Source organism: Methanobrevibacter sp., assembly GCF_051877095.1.
Taxonomy (GTDB): domain Archaea; phylum Methanobacteriota; class Methanobacteria; order Methanobacteriales; family Methanobacteriaceae; genus Methanocatella.
Map to the genome: position 1 here is coordinate 197,714 of NZ_JBJEIO010000005.1, position 26,539 is coordinate 224,252.

Consider the following 26,539-nt stretch of genomic DNA (forward strand, 5'->3'; position numbering starts at 1 on the left):
ATGAAATGCATAATACCAGATACAAGTGCAGTTATTATAGGTGCAATAACCGAATTAATTGAAACAGAAGATATGGATTATCCCGAAATTATTGTACCTGAAGCTGTTGTTTGTGAACTTGAACATCAAGCTAATGCTAACAGACCAGAAGGTAGAAGAGGACTAGAAGAATTACAGAAATTACAAGCCCTCCAATATGAAGGTGAACTATCCATTAGCTTTAAAGGAAAAAGACCAACAAATTATGATATTAAATATGCTAAAAGTGGTGAAATCGACAGCATAATAAAGGATTTAGCAAGAAGTGAAATGGGAACTCTTCTTACAAATGATAAAGTTCAAGCTGAAACTGCTAAAGCTCAAGGCATTCCTGTTTATTATTTTAAACAAGAATACAAAGAAACTCCACTTTCAATTGAGAAATTCTTTGATGATGAAACAATGTCCATTCATTTAAAAGAAAATGTTGTTCCAATGGCTAAAAAAGGAACTCCAGGACATATTAATTTTGAAATACTAAACGAAAAAAAATATACATATAAAGAACTCAAAGAAATTGTCACTGAAATTCTTGATAAAGCAAAAAAAGATCCTAAAACCTATCTTGAAAGTGAAAAACAAGGATCTTATGTTGTTCAATCAAGAGAATATAGGATTTCAATAGCTTATCCACCATTTTCAGAAGCTTTAGAAATAACAGTTGTAAGGCCTGTTGTTAATAAGGATTTAGAGGAATATAATTTATCCGAAAAGCTATTAAATAGGATTCAAACTAGTGCTGAAGGAATATTAATCTCAGGTTCACCAGGAGCAGGTAAATCCACATTTGTACAAGCAATTGCAAAATATTATTCATCAGAATTAAACAAAGTTGTAAAAACAATGGAAACTCCAAGGGATTTACAAGTTCCAGATGACATCACACAATATGCTCCATTAGAAGGAAGTATGGAAAATACTGCTGATGTTTTATTACTTGTAAGACCAGATTATACTATTTACGACGAACTTAGAAAAAATACCGATTTTAATATCTTTGCAGATATGAGATTGGCAGGTGTTGGGATGATTGGAGTAGTTCATGCAACTCGTCCAATAGATGCAATCCAAAGAATAGCTTCAAGAGTAGAACTCGGTGTAATACCTTCAATTGTTGATACAAGCATTTATATTGAAGATGGAAAAGTTACTAGTGTTTATGAAACAGAAATGACTGTTAAAGTTCCAACTGGAATGAAAGAAGCTGATCTTGCAAGACCAGTAATTGAAGTAAGGGATTTTGAAACTGGTGAACTTAAAAATGAGATTTACACATACGGTGAACAAACCATTATTATGGACATAAATTTAGTCAACAACCCTCAAGATGCTGAGAAACAAAAAACTGCTGTTGAGAGAATTGCTGAGAGAGAAATTTTAAGAAGAATTAAAAAACTTCTTCCGAAAAAAGCCAAAGTTGACGTAGAAGTTACTTCACCAGAAAGAGCAAACATATACATTCCAGAAGAATTTATTCCAAAAATCATTGGAAAAAATGGTAAAAGAATTGCTGAAATTGAAGAAAATATTGGAATAAGTCTTGGAGTTGAAGTAATTGAATCTAAACCAATCAGTAAAACTCCAATTGAAGTGGACATTATCCACACAAATAAACAATTAATCTTAGATTTAGGTCGTGAAAAAGGAAGAAAGAATTTTGATGTATATATTAGTGGAGAATATTTACTTACCGCTACAACTTCCAAAAAAGGAGAAATAAAAATTAAAAGAGGAATAGAATTATCTGATTTCATTATTGAAGCTATTGAAATGGGATTAGAAATTACTGCTATTCAAAAAATGTGATATTATGAAAATTGGAGCATCAACACTTGCAGGAATTGAAGATACATTAGACAAGACTTTAGAATTTATTGAAAACTTAGGCTTAGATTATGCTGAGCTAGTACATCAATTTCCTTGTGAAAATATTGATAGTGATTTATTAAGCAGTTATAATCTAAAATACTCAATACATGCCCCTTTTATGGATGTTAACATTGCTAGTTTACAAAATCAAAGTAGATTAAATTCAATTAAACAAATCAAATCATCAATTGATTTTGCAAATAAAATTGATGCTGATGCCGTTGTTGTCCATCCAGGAACAACTTCCTTTTTACCAAATAAATACTTTAGAAATGAAGTAATTAATTTTGCAAAAGAATCAATGATAGAACTTGGAGAATATGGACAAGATTTAGGTGTATTAACTACCTTTGAGAACATGCCTTCTTTTGATAGTATGATTTACTCCGATATGGTGGAATTAGATGAGTTTTTAAAAGAAAATGAATTATACATGACTTTGGATATTGGTCATGCCAACCATTCAGGAAAATCTGCAGAGACAATGTATTTAGATTCAATTAAACACGTACATATCCATGATAATTTTGGTGATGATGATACACACCTCACATTAGGTGAAGGTTCAATTGATTTAAATCATATAGTCAACACTCTAGAGAAAAATAATTATGATGGCATCTACATCATTGAAGTAAATAATTATGATTCCATTAAAAAAAGTTATGAGTATATGAAAAAGAACTTCTAGATAAGTCTTTTTTCTTTAATTTCTTTTTCAAAATAAAGATATTTAGAATCAATCACCTTTCTAATATTCTCTGCTGTTTTTTTACCAATGCCTTCAACCTCCTGAAGTTCACTTGCACTTGCATTCATTATTTTTCCAACACTACCAAAATAAGCAAGTAGATTCTTAGCATTAACCGGACCAATATTAGGTAATGATTCAACAATAAACAACTGCTGTTCCAAAAGACTTAGTGGTTTTTTATCTGTTCTAATTTGAATAGGAGTTCTTTCCCCAGACTGCTCACGAATAGCTATTCTTTTAATCATTGCTGCAGTATCCTGAGCATTTCTTGTTGGAATAATACTAATGCCAAAATCAATTGCAATTGAAGCAAGTGATCCGCGAATTGCATTTGCATTAATCATACCACTATACAACCCATCACCTTCAAGGATTAATAATGGACGCTTAAATTCCTCTGACAATTCACGAGCTTGTTTAAATAATCTTTTATCAATAATTGAATCTATGAAATCCTTAGTAGTTTTTCTCTCAATTGCTACTTCATCACTTACTTGATAATCAGCAACAGCCATTGAACTAACTTTAACATCCATTTCCATTTCAGTTAAGTGCCTAATAACTTTTGAGTTACCCTCACGAGAATCAGCATAGACAACAGGAAAATTATTCTCTTTTTTAGGCCTGTCAATAACTTTAACATTTTTTTGATTTTCCATACGCTTAATAGCCGATGCATTTAATTCTTCTAACACCTTAGGATCAATTAATTGATTTTTCATACGGTCTTCTTTATTAATACTGGTCCAATAATAAGCTTCATCCCTTGTTCCATTTGTCATTAATACTTTTACACGACCAGTTCTTTTACGACCAGTTCTTCCCCTTCTTTGAATCATACGCACTTCAGATGGAACTGGTTCATATAATATAACTAAATCAACAGCAGGAATATCAATACCCTCTTCAGCTACACTAGTGGATATTAAAACATCATATTCTCCCATTTTAAATGATTTGATAATTGCTTTTTGCTGTTTTTGAGTTAAACCTTTTTCACCATCTTTTGATGCCTGACCAAAGAATTTAACTGATTTAATTCCTTCTTTTTCAAGTTTATTATGAATCATCTCAAGAGTATCACGATATTGTGTGAAGACCATGATTTTAGATGCATTCTCATCACTTTTATCTTCAAAACGGTTTGTAGTGAGTTTAACCTGACCATCAGATTCACCCAATTCTTTTTTGATAATTTTTGTAATTTCATTTAATTTTGGATGTTCCCATCCATTGTTTTCAGCATCCCTTGCTAATTTGATAGCACGACTAAAATTATCATCCCACATTAATGATTTAGCGGCTTTAGTTCTCTTCTTACGTAATCTTCCAACATATTTATTAAATGTCTGAATTCCCTGAGTTTCAATTAACTCTTGAGCATGTTGAACATTAATAACTGCACTTAATATTGAGATAGCTTGGAATAATTCTTTATTGGGATTGGATGATTTTGCAATTTCGCCTTGGACTCTTCCTCTTGCTTTTAAGATATCAACCTTTCCTACAGAAACCGTTTTGATAATACCCATGTTTTTAAGTGCTTTGAGTCTTACTTTTAGAGATTTATCAACTAATTTTTTAATTTTCTCAAGTTCCTTACTCATTTTTACTCTAACCCAATCGATTTCAACTGGATTAAAATAAGGTTTTACATCAGCATCATCTTCTGTTTTAACAACAATATTTTGAATGTACAAATTTTCACAAACTTCCTTGATTTTAAATTTATCAGAACCTGGAGAAGCAGTAAGAGCCAAAATAAGATTAAATTTAGATTCTTGCACATAACGAGAAGCCAAATATACATAAGAATAAGATCCAACACCATGATGACATTCATCAAATACAATTAATGAAACACTGCTTAAATCATAGCGCCCATTTAATAAATCTGATTCAATAGTTTGAGGTGTTGCAGAAATTATTCTTGATTCTTCCCACCTTTTAACCCTATCTTCTGGTTTAATAGCTCCTGTTATTGAAGTGCATGGAAGATTAATAAATTCTTTAAAACTAGCTTCGTGTTGTATTGCTAATGGTTTAGAAGGAGCTAATATCAATATCTTAGAATTATTAACCTTCTGTAACCTGTCAACTGCAACCAAAACAGCAACAATTGTTTTACCTAACGCAGTAGGTGCAACAACCATCGTATTTCCTTTTTTTAAAACATCCCCAGCAAGAATCTGCTGATATAATCTTGATTCAATCGCATTCTCTTTCAATAAAGGATGAGAAATATAACTAGTCATAATAAAAACCCATATCTAATAATTGCAAAGGAACTATGCCTAACCCTTAATTAATTATCATATTACTTTTGGTATTTATAAAATGTTTAGTGGAGAGCATTTGAAAAGTAATATCGCTTAAAAAAAAATAGAATTATAATTCAAAAACAACGTTCTTGAATTTAGTAGCGGCTTCACCAATAGCTATTACCATCTCACAATCTAAGTTTAAAGCTTTTTTTAACCCATCTTTAACTTCATCTTCAGAAGCACCAAGAGTCCCTTCCTTTTCAAAGTCATTAACATGATTTAAAAATATTCTATCGTTTAATTCAGGCTTTGATTTGAGCTTTTCAAGTGCTATTTTTTGTGATGCAGCAGATGCTGGAACAATAAACTTTGAAAATTTTAAAACACTATTAAATATATCAATATCACCAGCATATCCTGATTCAGATGAAATTGTAATTACAGTTGTAAAATCTCCAAACAACTTTTTAAATTCTTTTAAAACAGTTTCCACACCTGCAGGATTATGAGCAAAATCAACAAAAATATCTTTACCTTTAACTTTTGCAACTTCTTCCATTCTTCCACTTACACCAGAAAAACTTGCAATTGTAGGTAAAATTTTATCATAAGGTAAATCTAAGAATTCATGAGCTGCAATAATAACTCCAGTTAAATTGTAAACATTATGAAGTCCATCAACACCCATTTTTACAGTTAATTTTTCAGTTGGTGTGTGTAAATCAAAAGTTCTGTTTTTCAAATCAACATTTGTTGCAATATAATCAACTTGAGGAGTTGTAAGTCCACATTTACAGAAATAGTATCCACAACCAGAAATTATTTCCTTAACAGCTATTTCATTACCACATACACATTCTTTCATCCCAACTGATTCTGGAAGTTCATCAACACCAAAAGTAATTACTTCCCCTTTAAAGTCAAGTTCTCTTAAAAGCCCCATGATTGTTGGATCTTGTCCATTTACAATTAATTGACCAAGCCCTATTTCTGAAATAAATTCTCCCTTAACATTCGCATAATCCATGAAACTTCCAAGATCATTTAAATGATCAGGAGTAATGTTTGTAATTAATCCACCAGACATTCCAGTATCCTTAACAATTCTTCCAATAGTGCCTGGAACACCAAAGGTTCCAACTTCAAGAATTCCTACATCACCATTTAATCTGGATTGTAGAATTGGAATAAACTCTGCATTACCCTGCATACCATCTAACATGTGTTCACATGGTTTGATTCCATTATCATAAGCAATTTTTTTAAGTAATGTAGTAGTGGTTGTCTTACCATTGGTACCAGTTATCCCAAATACTGGTTTTTCAGATTGAATCATTTCAATAACATCATATAATTCAACAATAGGTTTGTCCCCAATTTGTTTAAATAGATTGGATTCTTTAGATAAACTTGCAGGAGGAATTATATAATCCACCTTTTTAAAGAAAGATTCAGGAGTTTTTCCATAGAATATTTCAATATCATAACCTTCTAATGATTTGGCAAACCGGCAATCCTTTTTAAAAGATAAATCAGTTCCAATAACATTATATCCTCTTTGTTTAAGAATTCTTGCTATTAAATTTCCGTTTGCTCCACAAACACCAATAACTCCGAAGGTTTTATTTTTATTCATATTTTTTACTTCCTATTTCAAGCCCTTTAGTAATTTTATCAACAGTAGTTAACCTATCATATGCTATAAGTGGTCCCATATGTAAAATAATATCCCCTGGTTGAGAATACTTGAAAGTTAATTCAGCTGCTTTTTCAATTGTCTCAACAGCTACTTTCTCAATTTCAGGATTTGTTATAGCATCTAAAATTTCATGTGCAGCTTCCATTTCAACACATTGTGTAACTTCATTAAATCCACTAGCTATAACAACTTTAAGATTATATCCGCTTATTAGCTCACCGACTTCAGCTTTATCTCTTACTGATAGGGTATCAAAATGATCTAAGAACAATACAACACTTTCATCTTTAAAGTAATCAAGAGTAATTTTCATTCCATCATATAAAAATGCAGAATCTAAAATTACTTTTCGACCATTATAATCGCCAACATCTTCCATGTGTGCAGGTAGACCTTTAAATACAGTTAAAGCATCAATAATATCATTTTCACTAACACCATAAGTTAATGCAACAGCAGATGCTGCAACAGAATTCTCAAAGAAGTAACTCATCATATTAAACGGTGCTGTGAATTCATTATCAGCATATGTAATAGTTAATGATTTATTGCCCACAGTACCTCTAAAATCAACATCCTCATCTAATGCATAAAATAGTGCATCACTGCGAACATTTTCGATTATATCCCGACAGGAATTATTTGATATAAATATCTCACTCATAGCCTGCAATATTAACTTACGTTGTTGATATTTTTCAAGAGAACCACCAAACTCAGACAAATGATCCTCAGCAATATTTGTTAAAAGACCAATTTTAATATTTAATTTATTTAAAAGACCAATAGTACCATGAGGAAGTTCAAAAATAGCTATATCACAATCATAAGATTTACCTTTAACAATACCATCAATAATAGCTTCTGAAACTAAATTATTTACAAGAGAAGAACATGCCCAGACTTTATAACCTGCTTGTTTAAATAGACTAGTTGTAATAAAAGTAGTAGTAGTTTTTCCCATAGTCCCAGTAATTCCAATAATATCCACCGGAATTAAATCATTCACCATTTTAGAAAATTCTTCATTAGTTAATATTTTTAGATTAGACTCTGAAATTTTTTGAGCTATTGTAGCAGATTCAGGCAAAGTAGGAGGCAAATACGCCGCATCAAATCCTTCAACTGAAGGATTTTTATTAGGCATGTCCAAAGTAACACCTTCTTTTTCCATTTCAATTAAACTTCTTTGAAATTCTATTTTAAATTCGGAAATATCTTTTAAATCTGTTACAGTAACATTATGACCTAAATGATTCAATAATCTTGCAACAGGCCTACTTGCATTTCCAGCACCAACAACTAAATAATTCATAAAAAGTCTTCCCCTAATTCTAATTAGATTAATATTTAGATTTTATTATTTAATAAGATTTTTAAAAAAAAAATTAGAAAATTTATTCAAATTGAATTAAATTTTCCACATCATTATATACAACATCAAGTCCACACATAGATGGAACATAATTTGCTGCTTTTGCTGAGTTTACACCAATTACTTCAAAGCCCATATCCTCAATAGGAGCTACAACCATACATGTATCACAAACAACATTTCCACCTGATTGTTCAATAATTTTAGTATAACCCATTCTGTCAGCTGTTGCCTTTACACTTACGGATGTGCAAATCCATAATTTGTTTTTAATAGTTTTACCTTGGACAATGTTAGCTACTTGCTTAATTTCATCAAGAGATGCATGAGGACATCCTAAACAAATTAGATCTGGTGCCTTATCAGTAGTGGATAATTTTTGGCGAGTTTCATTAATTTGATCTCTTGAAACAAACATCACATCTTCAACATCATCTTTTCCAGCATTTTGGTATTCAGGAGTTATATTCTCTACATGATAAAGTGCAACTGAACCTGAAGACGCGAGTGCTGCTCCTAATGTTTTTAAATCATTATTATCAGGTGAATTTTTTAAATTAAAGTAAGGAACTCCCCCACCAACAAATTTACCAATAATATAACCTAATGCACCAAAATCTGCACCATTAATTTCACAATCAACATTAACAATTAAATCAGCTTTCCTATTTTGTTCTAAGTGAAATCCATATAATGGAGTTTTACCAACAATAGCTGCTGCTAATGCAGCCGGTCCACCCTCACGATTAGTTCTAGCACCAATAACAGAATTAACAAATGCTACAGCAGATGATTCTGACCAAGATACATGATCTGCGAATCTTGGAACATTACCAACTAAATATGGTGTACAAGTACATGTTTTATAAATTCCAAGATTTGCATAAGCATCTACAATTTGATTTTGCTTAATTGCAAATTCCTCTGGAAAACCTAACTCTTTCCAATTATCTAAATCAGTTCCTGGTGGGTTTAAAGAAGCATTAATAGTAGCTTTACCTGATCCATCACGAGCTAAATCTTCAAGATATTCTAATCCAGCATCTCCAATAGTTTTATATGAAACACCAGATACTTGTGCAGAAGTAATGTCAACCAATTTAGAAGCACCATAGATATCTCCTAAAGCAACTAAAATATCCATACTTTTCCTAATGGTTTCTCCAAACTCCCCATCACACATTTGTTCTTCTTTTTTTGTTAAAAACATATTAATCATTAGTTAATTGATATTCAACCATTTCATCAACTAAGTGTAGGAAACTATCTTTAAATTCATAAGGAATCATAGCACCTGCTGCAATGTCATGACCTCCTCCAGAACCATTAAAGTTGTTTGAAGAGTCTTGTAATGCTTTACCTAAATTAACCCCTTTATCAACCATTTCTCGAGTGGTCCTACCAGATATTTTAATATCCTTATGAAGTCTTGAAAGACCAATTACTGGTTTTGAATCATCCAACAATTCAACTGATAAACCAATACTTGCAATAGTGCCCATTACAGATTTTAATACTTTATCTTCAGAATATAAGTATTGAATACTATTAAGTTGTTCAGCACCTTGTTTTTTAATCCATTCAAGTCCTTTAACAATTTGGTCACGATATTGACGTTGTAGTTTTAAAGCAGTATCAAGTGCTTTTTCACGTTCTCCAAGTGCAATACTTAAACCTAAACCTTGTTTCTTGTTTTTACCACATGCATCAAGAATATAAGAATATTCTTCTAAATCACGTAATAGTGGTACTTCTTTTGGAACAGTATAACAATCTCCAAATATTTCTGGATTAATGGACATGAGAACATCTTTTAACAAATCTTTCTCTTCATCTTCTAAATCATTGAATTTGATTCCATAAGATAAATTCATACGTTCTAAAAATTCACGTGCACCTTCAAAATCTCCACTGATTTTAGGTAAAGGTGGTGAAAAAGTATAAGCTAAAGATTTGAAAATTGGCTCAGATGCTTTAGAAACTATTTTTAATCCCTCATGGATTTCTAAAGTTCCACTTTCAAGAGCATCATCAACAATCAGTTTATTTACACCAGTAAATCCATTTTGTCCTTGCATATCACCAAATGCACCAACCAAAGCAAAATAAGCTAAATGCTTTTTATCAAGTTCACGAATAGTAAGATAACTTGAACCTGCACCACATAAATCCTTACTACCATCTATTCCAAATAAATGAGGATTTAAATGAACAACATTAGACTCTGCTTCAGTATCATCTACTTGATGGTGATCTGCAACAATAACATCATGTTTATATGTATTGAATTCTTTAATAAATGGACTTCCCATATCTGAAAATATGAATAAATCATAATTTTCATGCCTTAACTGATCTACAATATCCTCTTTAAGACGAGGAATAATTGTAGTGTGAAATTGAACATCATCTTCAGCAAGAGCATTCGCTAACACTGCTGCTGAGGATATTCCATCAGCATCATTATGAGAAATTATTCTTATAACATCATCCTTTTCAATATGCTCTTTGAGCATATCAGTTGCTTCACTAGCCCTATTTAACAAGGAGTGCTGCTTCTTTTGGATTATATCTCCATCCTTCTGGTAATGCACCTTCACTTACGTAATAAGATGCTAATCTTCTGATTCTGGATTCAATGATGGTTAAACCTCTTTTGGAGTGTAAATCTTTAGGATTTTCTGCTAAGTGATCTCTGATGTTAACAGCTCTTCTGATTAAATTTAATAAATCTTCAGGGTATTGTCCAGCTTGATCATTCCTTTTTAAGATTTGAGTTATTCTTTCACCAGTAACATCTTTTACAGATGGAATTCCATATTGGTCTCTTAATACAATACCAATTTCAGAAGTACTTTTACCTTCTTTGTTAAATTTTAAAATCATTTCTTCAATTTCTTCATCACTATAAGTTACCCATTCTGGTCTTGCCATAATATAACCTCTTTAATATTTTTAAATAAGCCCAATAAGTATAAATTCAAAATTTTTAGAAATATGCAACTATTCTTGACTAGAATACCATTTAATAAATTTTTCTAAAGAATTTTTTCTATGTGAAAATTGGTTTTTTTCATCAGTTGTAAGTTCACCAAATGTCTTATCTAGACTTGGAATATAAAAAAGTGGATCAAAAGCAAAACCTAAATCTCCCCTTTCTTCAACTGCGATTTCCCCTGACACCTTACCTAAAAAGATCTTGGGCTCAGAATTGGGGGCACAGTACCCAATAACTGACCTGAATTCGGCATAACGGTCATCAGTATCTGCTAATAACTTTAAAATTCCTTGATTTCCTAAAGTATCTTGAACATAATGTGAATAAGTTCCAGGAAATCCATTTAAAGCTTTAATGAATAAACCAGCATCTTCAACAATCACAGGTTTATCAAGTTTATGACAAGCATATTTTGCGCCTGATATAGCTACCTCCTCAAGAGTTCCTTGAGGTTCTTCATAACCTAAATCAATATGCTCTAAGTTAATGTCATAATCTTTGAAAATATTCTCTGCTTCTTTAACTTTATGTTCGTTACCAGTTATAAATGTTATCATATATTTAAGTATGATTTCATTTTTTTATATAGTTAATCCAATAAAATTTAATGAGTATATCTTCCACGAGATTCAATGTCAGATATTTTATTGACAATACTCTCATCAGCATATCCTTTCAATACACAATCAAAATATTTTAATGCTAAATTATAGTCAATACTTTGGAAAGATTTCTTTAATACAAGTAAATCAACTGCTTTATCTTCATCTAAATTAGAATATCTCCCAAGACCAAAGTCAATGAAAACTAATTTATCATCTTGAATCATAATATTAGATGAAGTAATATCTCCATGAATAATATCTGCAGAATGAAGCTTTGCAATCTCCTCACCAATTCTGAATGCTAAATCCTCATTAATAACATCCTTAACCATATTTCCTTTAATCTCTTCCATAACGATTGATTTTTCTTTTAAATTAACATCATATAATATAGGTGTTCTAACACCAGCACGCTTTGCATCAGATAAAAGTTTAGCCTCTTCTTTTGTTCTTAATTTTCTAATTTTATTATCTATTTCAGGAATTCTATAGCCTTTAGGGATTCTGTCTTTTAAGATAACATTTTCACCTAAATAACTACTTTTAACAATGTTAGATTCTGCTCCTTTAGCTATTAAATCATCACTCAATTTTAAATAAGATTTAGTATTATCAATCCACGGAATATCAACTTCATCAGTTCTAAACTTTTGAATAATTCCTGTTTGAGATAAATCCATTGGCCCGAACTCTTTACACATTAAAAGACCTAACCATGCAATCATTACTCCATTATCACCACAAAGTTCCATTTTAGGCATGTAGAATTTAGCACCATGCTCTTCAGCCATTGTTTTAAGCATTTCTCTTAGTCTTGAATTAGCTGAAACTCCACCACACAACATAACTTCATCTTTTTGAGTATGTGACAGAGCACGTTCAGTTACTTCAACAAGCATAGAAAAAGCAGTTTCTTGAAGAGAATAACAAATATCCTCCATAGGAGTTCCTTTTTTAGCTTCCCTTAATGCAGCTGACAATAATCCTGAAAATGAAAAATCCATTCCTTTTACAACATAAGGTAAATCAATATATGAACCTTGTTTAGCTAATTTTTCAACAACTGGACCTCCAGGATGGCCTAACCCTGTTTCACGACCAAAATGATCAAGACAATTACCAATAGCAATGTCTAAAGTTTCACCAAATACCCTATATCGTCCACTTTCATAAGCGATTACCTGACTATTTCCGCCACTTACATAAAGAGAAACAGGATTTATAGCACCAGTATCTAGTTTTCCAACTTCAACATGACCAATACAATGATTTACACCAATTATTGGTTTTTTAAGAGATAAAGCAAGACTACGAGCAGAAGTTGCAACGATTCTCAAACCTGGTCCTAAACCTGGACCTTGGGAAAATGAAATTAAATCAATATCCTCATAAGAAAGTCCAGATTCTTCAATAGCCTGCGGAATTAATTTTGGAATCCATTCTGCATGATGCTCAGCAGCCATTCTTGGATGAATACCACCTTCTTTCGGAAACAATTGATTTCCAGCCATAGCTAATATATTACCATCACTATCAACAATACCGACACCAGTTTTTTCTGCAGTTCCCTCAATTCCTAAACATATCAAAATAATCAACTAAAAAATTCAATTAATTATTATATTACTTTTAAAAATATAAAAATATTTTTTAAATCTAAAAAACATAATAAAAAAATATGGGATTTTATAGCGCTAATACTCCAGAAGAAAAAAGAGTTAAAAAATTAACAGGAGATATTAACATCAGTGACATGTTTAAAAATGAATGTGAAACCCGTGGAATTCCAATTTATAATGCTTATAATATTCAAAAAAGATTATTACACGAGGTAGAACAAGAACAACTCCATGGTGTTAAGGAAGTAGATGACAGACTAATGGAATTACTTGATGAGCGAGGAAAAAACAAGGTAACACATAGATATGTTGACTTCATTACAAATGAAGATAGTGCATCAAGAGGAGTTATACCTCCAAAAGGAAGTGATAAAAAATCACTACCCCCAAAAAATCAAATTAAAATTCCACCAAGAGCAAGAGATGGAAAGCAATTCTTAAATGATGATGAATTACCTGAAATAGAAATGCTAAAGAAAATCATGTTGCAAAATAAAAAAATTATTAATCAAAATAAATTAATTTTAGAACAATTGAAAAAACTAGGTGAAAATAATGATTGATGGAATAAAAACTTATGGTTCAACTGAACTTATTGAAAAATTACAAGAATGTGAGGAACCTGTATTTTTACTTACAATAGGAACAACTGATACCTCAACAATTCCAAATATTTCAGGAGCAGGAGCAACACCTGAATTAACATTATTTACACCTGCAGCAGATGCAGAGTTTTTAGTCTTAGGGGAGGTTCATTGTACACAAACTGCTGCAGAGACAGTAGTTGGCGGTGCAGCAGCACCGACACCTGCAAGACTTACAAAAGCATCACTTCAACTTTCAAATATACCATTTGTTATTATTGATGCTGGATCTAAAGTAAAAGCAGATGTATCCTACTACAGCTTAGGAAAAGAATCTGGTAACGACATAAGAACTGGAAAAGGTGTTGTAAATCCATTAGAAATTATTGAAAATGGAAAAGATTTAGGTGCTGAATTATCTAGAAGACACGAATTTCTAATTATTGGTGAAAGTATAGCTGCTGGAACAACAACAGCACTTGGAGTGTTAAGAGCATTAGGTTATAAAGCTAATGAAAAAGTTAGTGGAAGTATGCCTCACAATCCTCATGACTTAAAATCAAAAGTTGTTGATGAAGGTTTGAAAAATGCAGGAGTAGTTCCTGGTGAAGTAGATGCTATACAAGCTATTGCTGCTGTAGGTGATCCAACAATAGCTGCAATTGCTGGTCTTGTGTTAGGCTCAGATGTTCCAATTATCTTAGCTGGTGGAACACAAATGGCTGCGACTTGTGCTGTAATAAAATCAATTCAACCAAACTTTGATTTTTCAAGAATTAATTTAGCTACTACTGTATTTGTTGCAGATGATGAAACTGCAGATCTATTTGGTATTTTAAATCAAATTGATGATAATATTACAGTTAATATAGTGGATCCTAAATTTGAAGAATCTAAACATGAAGGATTGAGAAATTACTTAACAGGATTTGTTAAAGAAGGAGTAGGGGCTGGAGGAATGATGTTTACAGCACTTGTTTTAGGAAATTCTGTTGAAGAATTAAGAGAAAAAATAGAAAAAGTATGTGAATAGAGAATTATTAATCTCTATTTTTTTTAATTTTAGAATATATGGGTAATTGAACCCATAAACACTATAATACCAATCAACCAACAATAATATGCAAAAATATCTAAACTTCTATTTTTAATTAAATCTAACATCCATTTAATAGCTAAATATCCTGCAATTATTGATGCAATAAAACCAATAAACATTGGTAAAAAGTTAATACTCATTGAAGCACCAAGATCCCCTAGTTTAAAGACAAATGCTCCACATATTGCTGGAATGGATAAAATAAAACTAAATTTAGCAGCAAACTCTTTGTCAAGTCCCATTACTAAACCAGCTGCAATAGTAGTACCTGAACGTGAAAGACCAGGCAATATTGCACACGCTTGTCCTAATCCCATTATAAGAGATTCAAATTTAGAAATATTATTCATGTTAATTTTACCACTATTCATTCTTTGAGATAGGTAAAGAATAGTACCAGTTACAAATAAGAAAAATGCTGGAACATAAAGTGCACCTTCGAAAAATGATTCAACTGCATCATTAAACAATATTCCCACAATTCCAACGGGGATAGTTGCTAAAATAACATACCAAGCAAGTCTTTTATAAGGATCATTATAGAAACCTTCTTTAAATCTTCCTTGCAATATGTCCCCAATACTTAATAACCAGGATCTAATCATTTTGATTATATCCCCACGGAAGAACCATAATACTGCAATTAATGTTCCTACATGAAGTAAAACATCAAAAGCTAGAGAACTTTCAACATTTAATAAATTATGGGCAAAAACTAAATGTGCTGAGCTACTAACTGGTAAAAATTCAGTTAATCCCTGAACAATACCAATTATTATAGCTTGTAATATATCCATAAGCTACACCACTTAAATATAAGATAACCAACCATATTTATCTTCTACTTTAGCTTCAACAATATCGAAGAAAGCAGTTTGTAATTTTTCAGAAATTGGTCCTCTTTTACCAATACCAATAGTTCTGTGGTCAATAGAACGAATTGGAGTTACTTCAGCTGCAGTTCCAGTAAAGAATACTTCATCAGCAGAGTATAATCTTTCTCTTGAAATAACTTCTTCAATAACTTCATAACCTAAATCACGTGCAACAGTCATTATAGAATCTCTTGTGATACCTTTGAGGTTAGATGATGACATGGATGGAGTGAATAATTTTTCACCTTCAACTAAGAAAATATTTTCTCCACTACCTTCAGAAACATGTCCTTCATAATCAAGCATAATAGCTTCATCATATCCATTATCAATAGCTTCAAGTTTTGCTAATTGAGAGTTCATATAATTAGCACCACATTTTGCAAGTGCTGGGAAAGTATCTGGAGCAGGTTTTCTCCATGAAGATACACCAATATCTACACCATTTGCCATTCCTTCTTCACCTAAATAAGATCCCCATTCCCAAGCAGCAATTACTACATTAACAGGACATCCACTAGGATCTACACCTAATTGTCCATATCCTTTAAATGCAATAGGACGGATGTAACATCCATTTAAATCATTTACACGAACAGTTTCTAAAATTGCTTCTTCAATTTCTTCTGGTGTAAATGGAATTTCCATTTTATAGATTTTTGCAGAATCAAATAAACGTTGTACATGTTCTTTTAAACGAAATACTGCAACACCATTTTCATTTTTATATGCGCGGATTCCTTCAAAAACACTGGTACCATAATGGACTACATGAGAAAGAACATGAATTTTTGCGTCTTTCCAATCAACCATTTCACCATCTACCCAAATTTTACTAGCTGTGTCATCCCATACCATTTTATCACTTCAAATAATATTAAGTATATGTTAGTTATGTTTTTATCATATATTAAAATTTACTTTGTTAAAATTTGAAAAAAGGAAAAGTATATATACTATTAAGTTCATAACAATATTTGTTGGTTCCGTGGTCTAGTGGTATGATACCTCCCTTACAAGGAGGGGATCACGAGTTCGAATCTCGTCGGAACCACTATTCTAATTTTAAAAATTTTATCAATTTAAGTATCCTTTTTCGTTCTATTTTAAATAAAAAATTATTACTTATGTAAATTATTTTTCTTAAAAAAAACTTAAAATAATGAATTTTGTTTATTTTTTTATTAAATAAATGAAATAATGGATAATTTTTAAAAAAATAAGTAGTATAATAACTAAAAATAACAAATAACAAAATTTAAATACTTTTCTAACCAAAATTAGTATTATCGAAAAAGGAGATTTAAATTATGGTAGTTAAAATTGCTATTATTAAAAGTGGTAATATTGGTACTTCACCAGTAATTGACCTATTGTTAGATGAAAGAGCAGACAGACCAAATATTGATGTAAGAACTTTTGGATCTGGAGCAAAAATGAACCCTGAACAAGTAGAAGATGTCGTACCTAAAATAGATGCATTCGAACCAGATTTCGCAATTTTCATTAGCCCAAACCCAGGAGCACCTGGACCTGCTAAAGCAAGAGAATTATTATCTGAAAAAGACATCCCTGCTATTATCGTAGGTGATGCACCAGGTAAAGGTAAAAAAGATGAAATGGATGAACAAGGATTAGGTTACATTATTGTTATGTCTGACCCAATGATTGGTGCAAAAAGAGAATGGTTAGACCCAACTGAAATGGCTATTTTCAACGCTGACATCTTAAAAGTATTAGCTGAAACTGGAGCATTAAGATTAGTCCAAAAAACTATTGACAATGTAATTGAACAAGCTGAAGCTGGAGAAATCGAATTACCTAAACTCATTGTTACCGCTGAAAAAGCTGCTGAAGCAGGTGGATTCGCAAACCCATACGCAAAAGCAAAAGCAATTGCTGCATACGAAATGGCTGGATCTGTTGCAAACTTAGACATGAAAGGTTGTTTCATGACCAAAGGTTTCGAAAACTTCATCCCATTAGTAGCTGCTGCTCACGAAATTGCTGGATGTGCTGCTAAATTAGCTCAAGAAGCAAGAGACATTGAAAAAGCAAATGATACTGTTTTAAGAACCCCTCACATGAAAGAAGGAAACTTAGGTTCTAAAACTGACTTAATCTCAAAACCAGAATAAGTAGTTTCTACTACTTTTCTTTTTTTATTTTTTTAAATAATAAACCATTCAACCAGTATACCATAAACTAATTTTTATAAAATAAGAAAAAAAGATAGCTAATTAATAACTATAATACACCTTTTGTAGAAGGAATTTGATCATGTTCTATTTTTATTGCTTCTTTGATAGCTTTAGCAAATGCTTTAAAAATAGCTTCAGCTTTATGGTGGTCATTAACCCCTTCAACAGTTCCATAAATATTCAATTTAGCAGAGCCTGCAAAAGATTCAAAGAAATGAATTACAATATCAGAAGTCATGTCTCCAATTTTTTCATTTTTAAATTTTAAATCCATATTACAATAACTACGTCCACTAATATCTATTGCTACTGTCGCTACTGACTCATCCATTGGAACAATAGCATGAGCCATTCTTTTAATTCCTTTTTTATCACCAATAGCTTCAGCAAATGCTTCACCAAGTAATATTCCAACATCCTCAATTGTATGATGATCATCAATTTCAATATCTCCAATAGCTTGGACATCTAAATCTATCATACTATGCTTTGAAAATGATTCTAACATATGATTAAAAAAATTTACACCAGTTGAAATATTATATTTGCCCGTACCATCAAGATTCATCATTATATTAATATCAGTTTCAGATGTTTTTCTTGAAACATTTGTATTTCTATTCATAATCCAACCCATAAAATAATTAAATTTAGCTTAAATAATTTAAATAGTTCAACCATTACGTTCAATTATAATGCATTGAGTAGGGCATTCCATTGCACATAGTGTACAAACATGACAATATCTTAAATCTAATATATGTGCAACATCTGTGATTTTCCAAATTTTAGCAGATTTTGGACAAATCTCAGCACAATTTCCACAACCAATACATTTTTCTTCATCAACCAAAATTTGTAACATCTAATCTCCTCACAATAATCATAATTTTAATGTTGCAACAGACATTGCCTTAAAACCAACATAAACTTCAGTGCCAATTTTAAGATCTAATTCCTTCTCAGCAGAAACAGTAATGTCAGAGCATAAAACAACTCCACCAACATCAACTTTAACACGAATTATCTCATTTTGAAGTTTCATTTCAACAATTCTACCTTTTAAAACATTACGAATACTTGAAGATTGAGGTTCCAACATTAAAAATATATTATCATAACTTATTAAAGCTAAAATTCTATCTCCAATAGAATAATTCCTATTTAATGGTGCATTTATTTCAAACTGATTCATTTTAATAGTCATTACACCTTTTTCAGTATTAATATCGACAATATCTGCCTCAATTTCATTAACTTCATTGTGAAGTTCCATAATTGCATTAATCTTTTTACATTCTTTTAATATGGAGTACCCATCATCTGTAAGAGAGGTTCCTCCCCCACCACCTTTACCACCTTTAGTAGTATTAACGATTTTTACATTAAGTGCAGATTCCATTTTCTCAATGTAGTTTAAAGCAGTCCTATAAGAAACTTGAATTTCTTTAGAAGCACTTGTTAATGAGCAAGTATCTAAAATAGCCTGCAATAGCTGATATTTTTTATTATCTAATAAAAATAAATTACCATCTACATTAATTTTGTATTCTACACCTGCATTTACATCAGCCATGATAATCCCCCCAAAATTATAATATTATATTTATTTCTATAATTAAATATCTTTTGATTATTCTTTATCAAATTTAAATTTATTCAATAAATATAAAATAAATTTAATAAAATTTTATAATTTATTAAATAACACTCATTTTTTCAAAATAATCAACATTAAGCAATAATAAAGAATAAATTAAGAATAAGAAATAATAATATTGGGAAAAATCGATTCAAATCCAAAATTATTCATTTACCTAAACTCAATTCTTTCAATGAAATTCAACAATTTATTAATAATTTTAGAGAGAGGACCAAATTTAGATGAAATCCCTCTTAAACTTTCAATATCCTCTTTTTGGAAGAATTTAACTAAAATTAAAGCAAAGAAATATACAATCATACATAAAAATATTCCAGGGAATAACCATAAAGTATCTTTTGGAATAAAATATGCAACTGTAGCCATAATTCCTGATGCAACCAATATCTTAACTACTTGCGCAACAGGCGCCTTAGTTTTTGTTAATCTAAATACAAAATACACACATGGAACCATCATTAAAAAACAAGCCACAGTAGTAGCAAGTGCACCACCAGCGATTCCAAGAGTTGGAACCATTATCCAATTCAAAACACCAGTTACAATAGCACCACCAACTAAAATATACATTGGAATTCTAGGATTACCTATTCCTTGAACAATACTAGTTGAAATAGAAAATATTGAATAAAATGTCATACCTATAGATAAAATTGATAAAGCCATAGCCCCTGCTACATAAGCTGGATTTTTGAAATAAAGAACTCTTAAAGTAGGTTCAGCAAATAATGCAAGGCCAACACACATCGGAATAACAAATAACAATGAAAATTTATAAGCTTCTGAAACATATTTTTGGAGCATACCTATATCTTTTAATTTAAATGCCTCTGAAGAAGCTGGTAAAATTGTAGTCGCAATAGAAACTGAGATAATCAAAGGAAGCCTTGAAATAGGATCTGCTGCTGCAAAAAATCCGATATCATCAAATGTTAAAAACTTACCCATTACAATAGTACAAATATTATAAATAAGCATTTCAGCAATAGCTGTGATAATTACTGGAATAGAAAATTTAACCAATGTAGTTGCAAGTTTTAATTCATCGCGCCTAGAGAAAACAAAATCCTCACTAGCTTCAGGTATTAAATTACCCATATGATATTTAAAAATATAAACCGCCGCTACAACAGAAAGAGAATATCCTAAAACAGTACCCCATAAAGCACCAATTGTAGATAAACCTATTAAAACAAAAGCTGTTGCAAATAAAATCATACCAAGTTGTTCTACAGCACGAGTATATACAATATATTCCATTTTATATACTCCTTGGAATGCTCCTCTAAAAGCACCAACAATAACACTAAATGGAGTAATAAGACCTACAATTTGTAAAGGAATTAATGCCTCTGGTTTTCCCAAGTAATCATAAGCCAAATATGGAGCAACAACAAAAATCATTATTACTCCAAAAAATAGACCTAAAAAAACCATAATCTTTAAAGCCGTATAAATTGTCTGACGAGCCATATCTTTTTCATTAATGGCTTCATATTCAGCAACATATTTAGCAATGGCAGGAGGAAGTCCTCCAGCAGATAAAGTCTGAAAAATTCCTTGAAATGGCAAAGTAATCCCTAAAATACCATATGCAGTAGGTCCAAGTAGAATCGCCATTAAAAAACGGTAAATATAACCTCCAATACGGAAAATTACATTACCTATAAGAATTATTAAACTACCTCTTACTAACTTATTCGCCATAATATTACCTTAAAAACTAGTTACTATTAAATTTAACTTGATTTTAGTATTTAAATATACTTATTTAAAAAATTTTCAAATTCAATTAAAGTCCTATCCAATGATTCCATCCCATACTCATCTTTTTTAATATCATCTAGGCAATCATTTGACCAAAAGGATGCTCCAAGATTAGAACCAAATGGCCCTCCACTAACCGGGATAATACCATGTATCATAAAATAAGTGATGTTAGCTAAATGAGCGAAATCTTGACCACCAGTGCGATCACCACCAACAGCAATACTCATTCCGATTTTACCCCTAAGTAAATTGTAGTCAATAGCTTCTAATGCCCTAGTTCTATCCATTATTACTGATAGGTTTGCTGAAATAGAACCTGATTGAACAGGAGTTGCTAAAATAATTCCATCAGAATTCTGAAGATTCTCATAAACTTCACTCATATCATCCTGAATAACACATTTTTTATGTTCAAGACAATAATCACAATGCATACAAGGTTTTAAGTCCTTAGCATTGCAATTAAATAAGGTTGTTTCAAATCCATGATTACTTAAAGAATCTAAAACATTATTTAAAACATAATGGGTTGTACTTAATCTAGGACTTGCACAAATTCCAAAAACTTTCATAAAAATAGTTTAGAAGCCGTGATTAAAATAATTTTTTAAAATAAACTATGAAAATCATAACTATCTCCTAATCAATTTAAGAGTTATTAATAGTAATTTGTTTCTTATTCATAAAACACAATCCAACATATCGATAAAATATAAGAATAAATCTGATAAATCCCTATATCAAAACATTACTAAAGACAGGGACAAAAAATACTACTCAATTAAACTTAGTTACAAAATATTTATTTAATTAAAAAATCAAAATTGTATTTAATTATAAGGGGATAATTTATGAAATTTGGGAAAGGCAAAGTAAAAAAATATTCAAGAGAATATAATAGAACACTAAAAAATGGTGAAAAGAAGAAATACACCACAAAACAAATTCAAATTACCATTCCTAAAAATGAAGACATTTATGATAATAATGAAGAAGTTTTAATTATCCCAAATAGTGAAATTGAAAATTTCAATGATCGAGAAGAAGAAAACGAATTTTTAAAAGTCGCTAATTATTTTTATGTTAAGGAAGTGAAACAATTGAATGAAAAAATGAATGAAAACTTAAATTCCACTTCAAATTATGAAGAAGGAATTAAACAATTAAAAACAGAACTTTCCTCTTTAAAAGAAGCTGAAAATAAATATGTTTCCTTGCAAAAAAATAATTTAAACAATCTTAAAGAAGAAAACGAAAACTTAAAAGCAAAATTTGCTAGTATTAAAATTGAAAATGAAAATTTAAAAATACAATGTGTAAGTATTAAAGAAGAAAATAAAAATCTTAAAACTGAATGTTCTAAATTAAAAGAAGATAATTTGACAATTAAAAATAGTTATAATCAAGTTTCTGAAAAATACGATCAATTAAAACAAGAAAATTTCAATACAAAAACTGGTTATGCTGAAATTTATGAACTTAATGAAAAGCTTGAAAAAGATTATGATGCTCTTCGTTTAGAATATAATGAATTAGTTGATAAAATTAATAGCTTAGAAGAAGAATTATACAAAATTAAAGCTAAGAAAACTCATGATGAGCATATAACAAATAAAGTTAAAGAATTTATTTTAAAAAGAGAGGATTAGAGAGTTTTGTAATCATCTTGAAACTCAGGATTCCATCTCTTAAGTCCTGGAATGAACAATGCTGTAATACCAGTAGCTTGTGTTTCAGGCAATCTTGGATTTTTCTCCATCATTTCTTTTGTTTTTCTTACAATTATTTCCTGAAGAGTTATATCAGGTTCTGTATATTCACCATTTTGATAACAATCTTTACAAAAATCAGGATTTAAACTTCCATCTTTGTTAGTTCCATAATCTTCTTTTACAATTGGTCTACCGCATGAATTGCAAAATCCCATAATAAAAACTCCATTAAAAAAAATAGTTGTAAATTAGAAAAAATCTAATTTACTAGTCATCTTTTACTTCAATATTTTCATCTTCATCCATAGCAAGTCTCATATTATCTGGATCTGGTTCGAAGTGTTCTAAGAAGTCTTGTGCAGCTCTTCTTACATCTCTAGAACCAATGATGTATCTACCTGCAATGATGATGTTAGCACCTTTTTCAATAGCATCTTCAGCGTTAGAAGGTTTAATACCTCCAGCAACAGCAACAAGACCTTTATCACCAAGAAGTGCTTTAATATCTTTAATGTTACCCCATTCAGTCATATCACTAGTATCTTCACCGTGTTCTGCTCTATAGGTTTCCATGTCCACATTTCTGTGTAATAAAACAATATCTGGTTTTAAGTCATCAGGAAGTTTAGCTAATTTTTCTTCAAATCCAGCAACATTCATCATGTCTAAGATTGAGTAAATACCTTGTTTTTGGGTTTCATGAATAGCTTTAGCAATAGATTCAACAGTACCAAGACCAGAAATAGCTACTGCATCAGCAGTTTCATCTGCTGCCATTTTAACTTCTACACGACCAACATCTAAAGTTTTTAAATCAGCAATAATGAATGCATCAGGACGTAATGCTCTGATTTTTCCAATAATTCCAACACCGAATTTTTTAACAAGAGGAGTTCCTGCTTCGAGTAAAATTCTATCATTGTCTGGTAAATCATTAATGATTCTTTCCATTGCTGCTTCATTATCTAAGTCAAGTGCAACTTGTAAGTATGGTGGTGACCAAAGTTTTTTGACTTTGAATCCCATGATTGGGTGAGTTCCACGGTCTTTTTCAGCTAAAACTTTTTCCATTGATGGGTAACCTTCCATTGCTCTTCTAATAGCTAATTTTGTTGCCCCATAATTGTATTGATAAATTTTCCTGAAATCTTTTGCAGATGGATCAATGAATACACTTACATTAATTACAATATCTTCTACAATTTCTTTTGGAATGTATCCTTCTTCTACTGCATCAGCAACTGCTCTTGCAACAGCAGTTTGTGCAGGTCCAAATATTTTACTAGCATCGTCTAAATCGCCAACAGTTACTTTAGGAATAATTAAAGTAGCTGGTTTAGTCATTAAATTAGGTCTAATTACGCTTGTTAAAGGAGTGTGTCCTACAGATAAGTTTGATAAACCATTAGCGAAAGCTTGACCAACAGGGCCAAATTTATCACCAATTAATAAATCAATGTGTGCTAATTCAGGGCCATCTCCAATAAGAGCTTCTCCTATTTTATACATTGGGTTCATTAAATTTCCTCCATATAATAGTATTAGTTAAATTATAAATATAATTATTTATTGGAAGTTAATCCTTTTTGAGATATCTTTAGGTAAAGGTAATCTTCTGAAAGGTTTTCCTTCACATTTTTCGTTAATTTCAGCAATTAACTCATCGACAGTCATGTCAACTTTTTCACCAGTTTCACGTACAGTTACTTGGAATTTACCAGATTCAACTTCTTTATCTCCAACGACGAAAATGTATGGAATCCATTCTTTAGAAGCATTTCTAATTTTTTTACCTACACTTTCATCCCTATCATCAATATCTACACGAATGTTTGAAGCATTAATTTTAGCATAAAGTTCTTCTGCAAATTCCTTGTGAGCTTCACCAACAGTTAATATTCTTGCTTGTATTGGACTTAACCAAGTTGGTAACATTGGAGATTTCTCATTTAATTCAATTGCAGTTTTTTCAAGCATTGCACATAAAACTCTTTCAATACTTCCGGTTGGGGAACAATGTAAGATTGCTGGAGTATGTTGTTCTCCATCTTCTCCTAAGTAGGAAATATCGAATCTTTTACCACTTTCAACATCGATTTGAACAGTTGGGTTTTCAATTGGACGACCTAAAGCATCAATATTTGCTAAATCGATTTTACATACCCAATAATGGTGTCTTTCAGGTAAGATTTCTAATAATACTGGTTTGTCGAATTTTTTAGCAATTTCATACATCCATTCTTCATTATCATCGAAGAAATCTTGGGTTGCTCTGAAAATTACTTCAAAGTCTAAATTTAAATCTTTACCAGTACTCATACACATATCAGTTTGTTTTGAGAATTCTTCAAGAGATGCAGAAACATCAGCACAGAATGAGTGGAAATCTGGCATGGTGAATGCTCTTAATCTTTTAAGACCAACAACTTCTCCTTTTTTCTCGAAACGGAAACTGTAAGTGGATAATTCATAAACTTTAGCAGGTAAATTTTTCCAAGTTAAGTATGAATCAGCCATTAATCTGAATGCTCCAAAACAACATGCAAATCTAAGCATTAAATTCTTTTTGGTGTCTGTTCTGTATTGTCTTTCACCAAATTTGTATGCATGTTGATAGATTGCTTCATTATCTAAATCATAGAAAATTGGAGTTTCAATAGGCATTGCTCCGTTATCTACAGTAAGATTGTAAACATAATCCGCAAGTAAATCTCTTATTAACCTACCTTTTGGGAACCATCTGAGATTTCCAACATCAGAAACTGGTTCATAATCACAGATTTCTTTTTCTCTCATTAGTTTAACATGAGGAGGTTCACCTTCATCAGATGCTCCGCGACCTAATTCATAATCAACTAACTGTTTAAAAGTTTTATTATCAAATTTAAAGTCTTCGATTTGAGTAATTTTGTCTCCTTCGAGAATTTGCCATTTTGAAGGTTTTCTCTCAACTTTAGCTTCATCTGCATCATCAGCAGTTATAGTTCTAGAAAGTTCACTTAATGGGTGACCTTTACAGGAGATTTCAAATGCTTTATACCATCCGAAAGGTACTCTTTTCACATTAAAATCTTCAGCAAGTAAAGCTTCCTCTGCATCTTTTAAAATTTGTACTGCTATTTTTGGAGAGCTTAATGAAGAAGATAAGTGAGCATATGGATATAATACAATATTTTCAGCTTTAACTTGATCATTAGTTTTTTTAACTTCACTAACTAAATTTTTAACAATACCTTCTGGATTATTTTCATCATCTTTTTCAACAGCTGTAAATACTACTAAAGAGTCATCAAAGGAACCTTCTTTTTTAGCATCCTCAATATCTTCAGCTACAGGTGTTTTGTTTTTTACATTATAATTTAAATAATCAGAATGAATTAATAAAATTCTCATTTTACCACCATATATTATGA

At 30.9% G+C, this 26,539-nt stretch carries 24 protein-coding genes and 1 tRNA gene; 7 read left to right on the top strand and 18 right to left on the bottom strand.

Features of this window, described 5'->3' with window-relative positions; genetic code table 11:
- On the top strand, window positions 1–1,845 hold the full coding sequence (locus ACI389_RS03965; RefSeq protein WP_439780244.1) for a PINc/VapC family ATPase: 1,845 nt from the start codon (window positions 1–3) through the stop codon (window positions 1,843–1,845).
- A gap of 4 nt (window positions 1,846–1,849) precedes the next feature.
- Window positions 1,850–2,599: a sugar phosphate isomerase/epimerase family protein gene (locus ACI389_RS03970; protein ID WP_439780245.1), complete on the top strand. Its 750-nt coding sequence runs from the start codon at window positions 1,850–1,852 to the stop codon at window positions 2,597–2,599.
- On the opposite strand, the gene ACI389_RS03975 is transcribed toward ACI389_RS03970, so the two are convergent.
- The 8 genes from ACI389_RS03975 to ACI389_RS04010 form a co-directional block, all read right to left on the bottom strand.
- Complete coding sequence (locus ACI389_RS03975) at window positions 2,596–4,917, bottom strand: DEAD/DEAH box helicase (RefSeq protein WP_439780246.1); 2,322 nt, start codon at window positions 4,915–4,917, stop codon at window positions 2,596–2,598. The two genes, ACI389_RS03970 and ACI389_RS03975, sit on opposite strands and share 4 nt — an antisense overlap.
- A 133-nt stretch (window positions 4,918–5,050) precedes the next feature.
- Window positions 5,051–6,562 (bottom strand): Mur ligase family protein, encoded by a 1,512-nt coding sequence (locus ACI389_RS03980; protein ID WP_439780247.1) that lies wholly within the window; start codon window positions 6,560–6,562, stop codon window positions 5,051–5,053.
- Window positions 6,555–7,940, bottom strand: coding sequence for a Mur ligase family protein (locus ACI389_RS03985; RefSeq protein ID WP_439780248.1), 1,386 nt, complete (start codon window positions 7,938–7,940; stop codon window positions 6,555–6,557). The genes ACI389_RS03980 and ACI389_RS03985 overlap by 8 nt, the downstream gene beginning before the upstream one ends.
- 82 nt (window positions 7,941–8,022) lie before the next feature.
- Window positions 8,023–9,210: an aconitase X gene (locus tag ACI389_RS03990; protein WP_439780249.1), complete on the bottom strand. Its 1,188-nt coding sequence runs from the start codon at window positions 9,208–9,210 to the stop codon at window positions 8,023–8,025.
- Window position 9,211: 1 nt separating this feature from the next.
- Entirely contained in the window at window positions 9,212–10,546 is a 1,335-nt protein-coding gene (locus ACI389_RS03995) for a DHHA1 domain-containing protein (protein WP_439780250.1), read from the bottom strand.
- Window positions 10,536–10,934: a 30S ribosomal protein S15 gene (locus ACI389_RS04000; RefSeq protein ID WP_439780251.1), complete on the bottom strand. Its 399-nt coding sequence runs from the start codon at window positions 10,932–10,934 to the stop codon at window positions 10,536–10,538. The genes ACI389_RS03995 and ACI389_RS04000 overlap by 11 nt, the downstream gene beginning before the upstream one ends.
- 69 nt (window positions 10,935–11,003) lie before the next feature.
- A complete protein-coding gene (locus tag ACI389_RS04005) occupies window positions 11,004–11,555 on the bottom strand; it encodes an XTP/dITP diphosphatase (RefSeq protein ID WP_439780252.1) in 552 nt (183 codons plus the stop codon).
- A 47-nt stretch (window positions 11,556–11,602) separates the two neighbouring features.
- Window positions 11,603–13,201, bottom strand: coding sequence for a bifunctional N(6)-L-threonylcarbamoyladenine synthase/serine/threonine protein kinase (locus ACI389_RS04010; protein WP_439780253.1), 1,599 nt, complete (start codon window positions 13,199–13,201; stop codon window positions 11,603–11,605).
- 80 nt (window positions 13,202–13,281) lie between these two features.
- On the opposite strand from ACI389_RS04010, the gene ACI389_RS04015 reads away from it, so the two are divergent.
- Together ACI389_RS04015 and cobT are read left to right on the top strand one after the other, a co-directional pair.
- Window positions 13,282–13,785 carry a hypothetical protein gene (locus tag ACI389_RS04015; protein ID WP_439780254.1) on the top strand — a complete coding sequence of 168 codons (504 nt, stop codon included), beginning with the start codon at window positions 13,282–13,284 and terminating at the stop codon, window positions 13,783–13,785.
- Entirely contained in the window at window positions 13,778–14,839 is a 1,062-nt protein-coding gene (gene cobT, locus ACI389_RS04020; protein WP_439780255.1) for a nicotinate mononucleotide-dependent phosphoribosyltransferase CobT, read from the top strand. The genes ACI389_RS04015 and cobT overlap by 8 nt, the downstream gene beginning before the upstream one ends.
- A 29-nt stretch (window positions 14,840–14,868) precedes the next feature.
- Here the strand turns inward: cobT and ACI389_RS04025 are convergent, their stop codons facing one another.
- Both ACI389_RS04025 and ACI389_RS04030 read right to left on the bottom strand, forming a co-directional pair.
- Window positions 14,869–15,702, bottom strand: coding sequence for an undecaprenyl-diphosphate phosphatase (locus tag ACI389_RS04025; protein ID WP_439780256.1), 834 nt, complete (start codon window positions 15,700–15,702; stop codon window positions 14,869–14,871).
- A gap of 12 nt (window positions 15,703–15,714) precedes the next feature.
- Window positions 15,715–16,638 (bottom strand): branched-chain amino acid transaminase, encoded by a 924-nt coding sequence (locus ACI389_RS04030; protein ID WP_439780257.1) that lies wholly within the window; start codon window positions 16,636–16,638, stop codon window positions 15,715–15,717.
- A 124-nt stretch (window positions 16,639–16,762) separates the two neighbouring features.
- On the opposite strand from ACI389_RS04030, the gene ACI389_RS04035 reads away from it, so the two are divergent.
- Both ACI389_RS04035 and ACI389_RS04040 read left to right on the top strand, forming a co-directional pair.
- Window positions 16,763–16,834 (top strand) — tRNA-Val (locus tag ACI389_RS04035).
- Window positions 16,835–17,090: 256 nt separating this feature from the next.
- Window positions 17,091–17,918 carry a F420-dependent methylenetetrahydromethanopterin dehydrogenase gene (locus ACI389_RS04040; protein WP_439780258.1) on the top strand — a complete coding sequence of 276 codons (828 nt, stop codon included), beginning with the start codon at window positions 17,091–17,093 and terminating at the stop codon, window positions 17,916–17,918.
- Window positions 17,919–18,027: 109 nt separating this feature from the next.
- On the opposite strand, the gene hisB is transcribed toward ACI389_RS04040, so the two are convergent.
- The 5 genes from hisB to ACI389_RS04065 form a co-directional block, all read right to left on the bottom strand.
- The gene (gene hisB / locus ACI389_RS04045; RefSeq protein WP_439780259.1) at window positions 18,028–18,606 is read right to left on the bottom strand and encodes an imidazoleglycerol-phosphate dehydratase HisB; all 579 of its coding nucleotides are present in this window, start codon (window positions 18,604–18,606) and stop codon (window positions 18,028–18,030) included.
- Window positions 18,607–18,654: 48 nt separating this feature from the next.
- A complete protein-coding gene (locus ACI389_RS04050) occupies window positions 18,655–18,846 on the bottom strand; it encodes a 4Fe-4S binding protein (protein WP_439780260.1) in 192 nt (63 codons plus the stop codon).
- 18 nt (window positions 18,847–18,864) lie between these two features.
- Complete coding sequence (locus ACI389_RS04055) at window positions 18,865–19,557, bottom strand: TOBE domain-containing protein (protein WP_439780261.1); 693 nt, start codon at window positions 19,555–19,557, stop codon at window positions 18,865–18,867.
- Window positions 19,558–19,794: 237 nt separating this feature from the next.
- Window positions 19,795–21,351: an oligosaccharide flippase family protein gene (locus tag ACI389_RS04060; protein ID WP_439780262.1), complete on the bottom strand. Its 1,557-nt coding sequence runs from the start codon at window positions 21,349–21,351 to the stop codon at window positions 19,795–19,797.
- 50 nt (window positions 21,352–21,401) lie between these two features.
- Window positions 21,402–21,986 (bottom strand): flavodoxin family protein, encoded by a 585-nt coding sequence (locus ACI389_RS04065; protein WP_439780263.1) that lies wholly within the window; start codon window positions 21,984–21,986, stop codon window positions 21,402–21,404.
- 279 nt (window positions 21,987–22,265) lie between these two features.
- Here ACI389_RS04065 and ACI389_RS04070 point away from each other — a divergent pair, with 279 nt between their 5' ends.
- Complete coding sequence (locus ACI389_RS04070) at window positions 22,266–23,063, top strand: phosphoserine phosphatase (protein WP_439780264.1); 798 nt, start codon at window positions 22,266–22,268, stop codon at window positions 23,061–23,063.
- Here the strand turns inward: ACI389_RS04070 and ACI389_RS04075 are convergent.
- The 3 genes from ACI389_RS04075 to ACI389_RS04085 are packed head-to-tail and all read right to left on the bottom strand — an operon-like array spanning window position 23,060 to window position 26,519.
- Window positions 23,060–23,341, bottom strand: a complete 282-nt coding sequence (locus tag ACI389_RS04075) for a zinc ribbon domain-containing protein (protein ID WP_439780265.1) — start codon at window positions 23,339–23,341, stop codon at window positions 23,060–23,062. The genes ACI389_RS04070 and ACI389_RS04075 overlap by 4 nt on opposite strands.
- Window positions 23,342–23,393: 52 nt before the next feature.
- Entirely contained in the window at window positions 23,394–24,635 is a 1,242-nt protein-coding gene (locus ACI389_RS04080; protein ID WP_439780442.1) for a bifunctional 5,6,7,8-tetrahydromethanopterin hydro-lyase/3-hexulose-6-phosphate synthase, read from the bottom strand.
- Window positions 24,636–24,692: 57 nt separating this feature from the next.
- A complete protein-coding gene (locus ACI389_RS04085) occupies window positions 24,693–26,519 on the bottom strand; it encodes a threonine--tRNA ligase (RefSeq protein ID WP_439780266.1) in 1,827 nt (608 codons plus the stop codon).
- Between the last annotated feature and the right edge of the window lie 20 nt (window positions 26,520–26,539).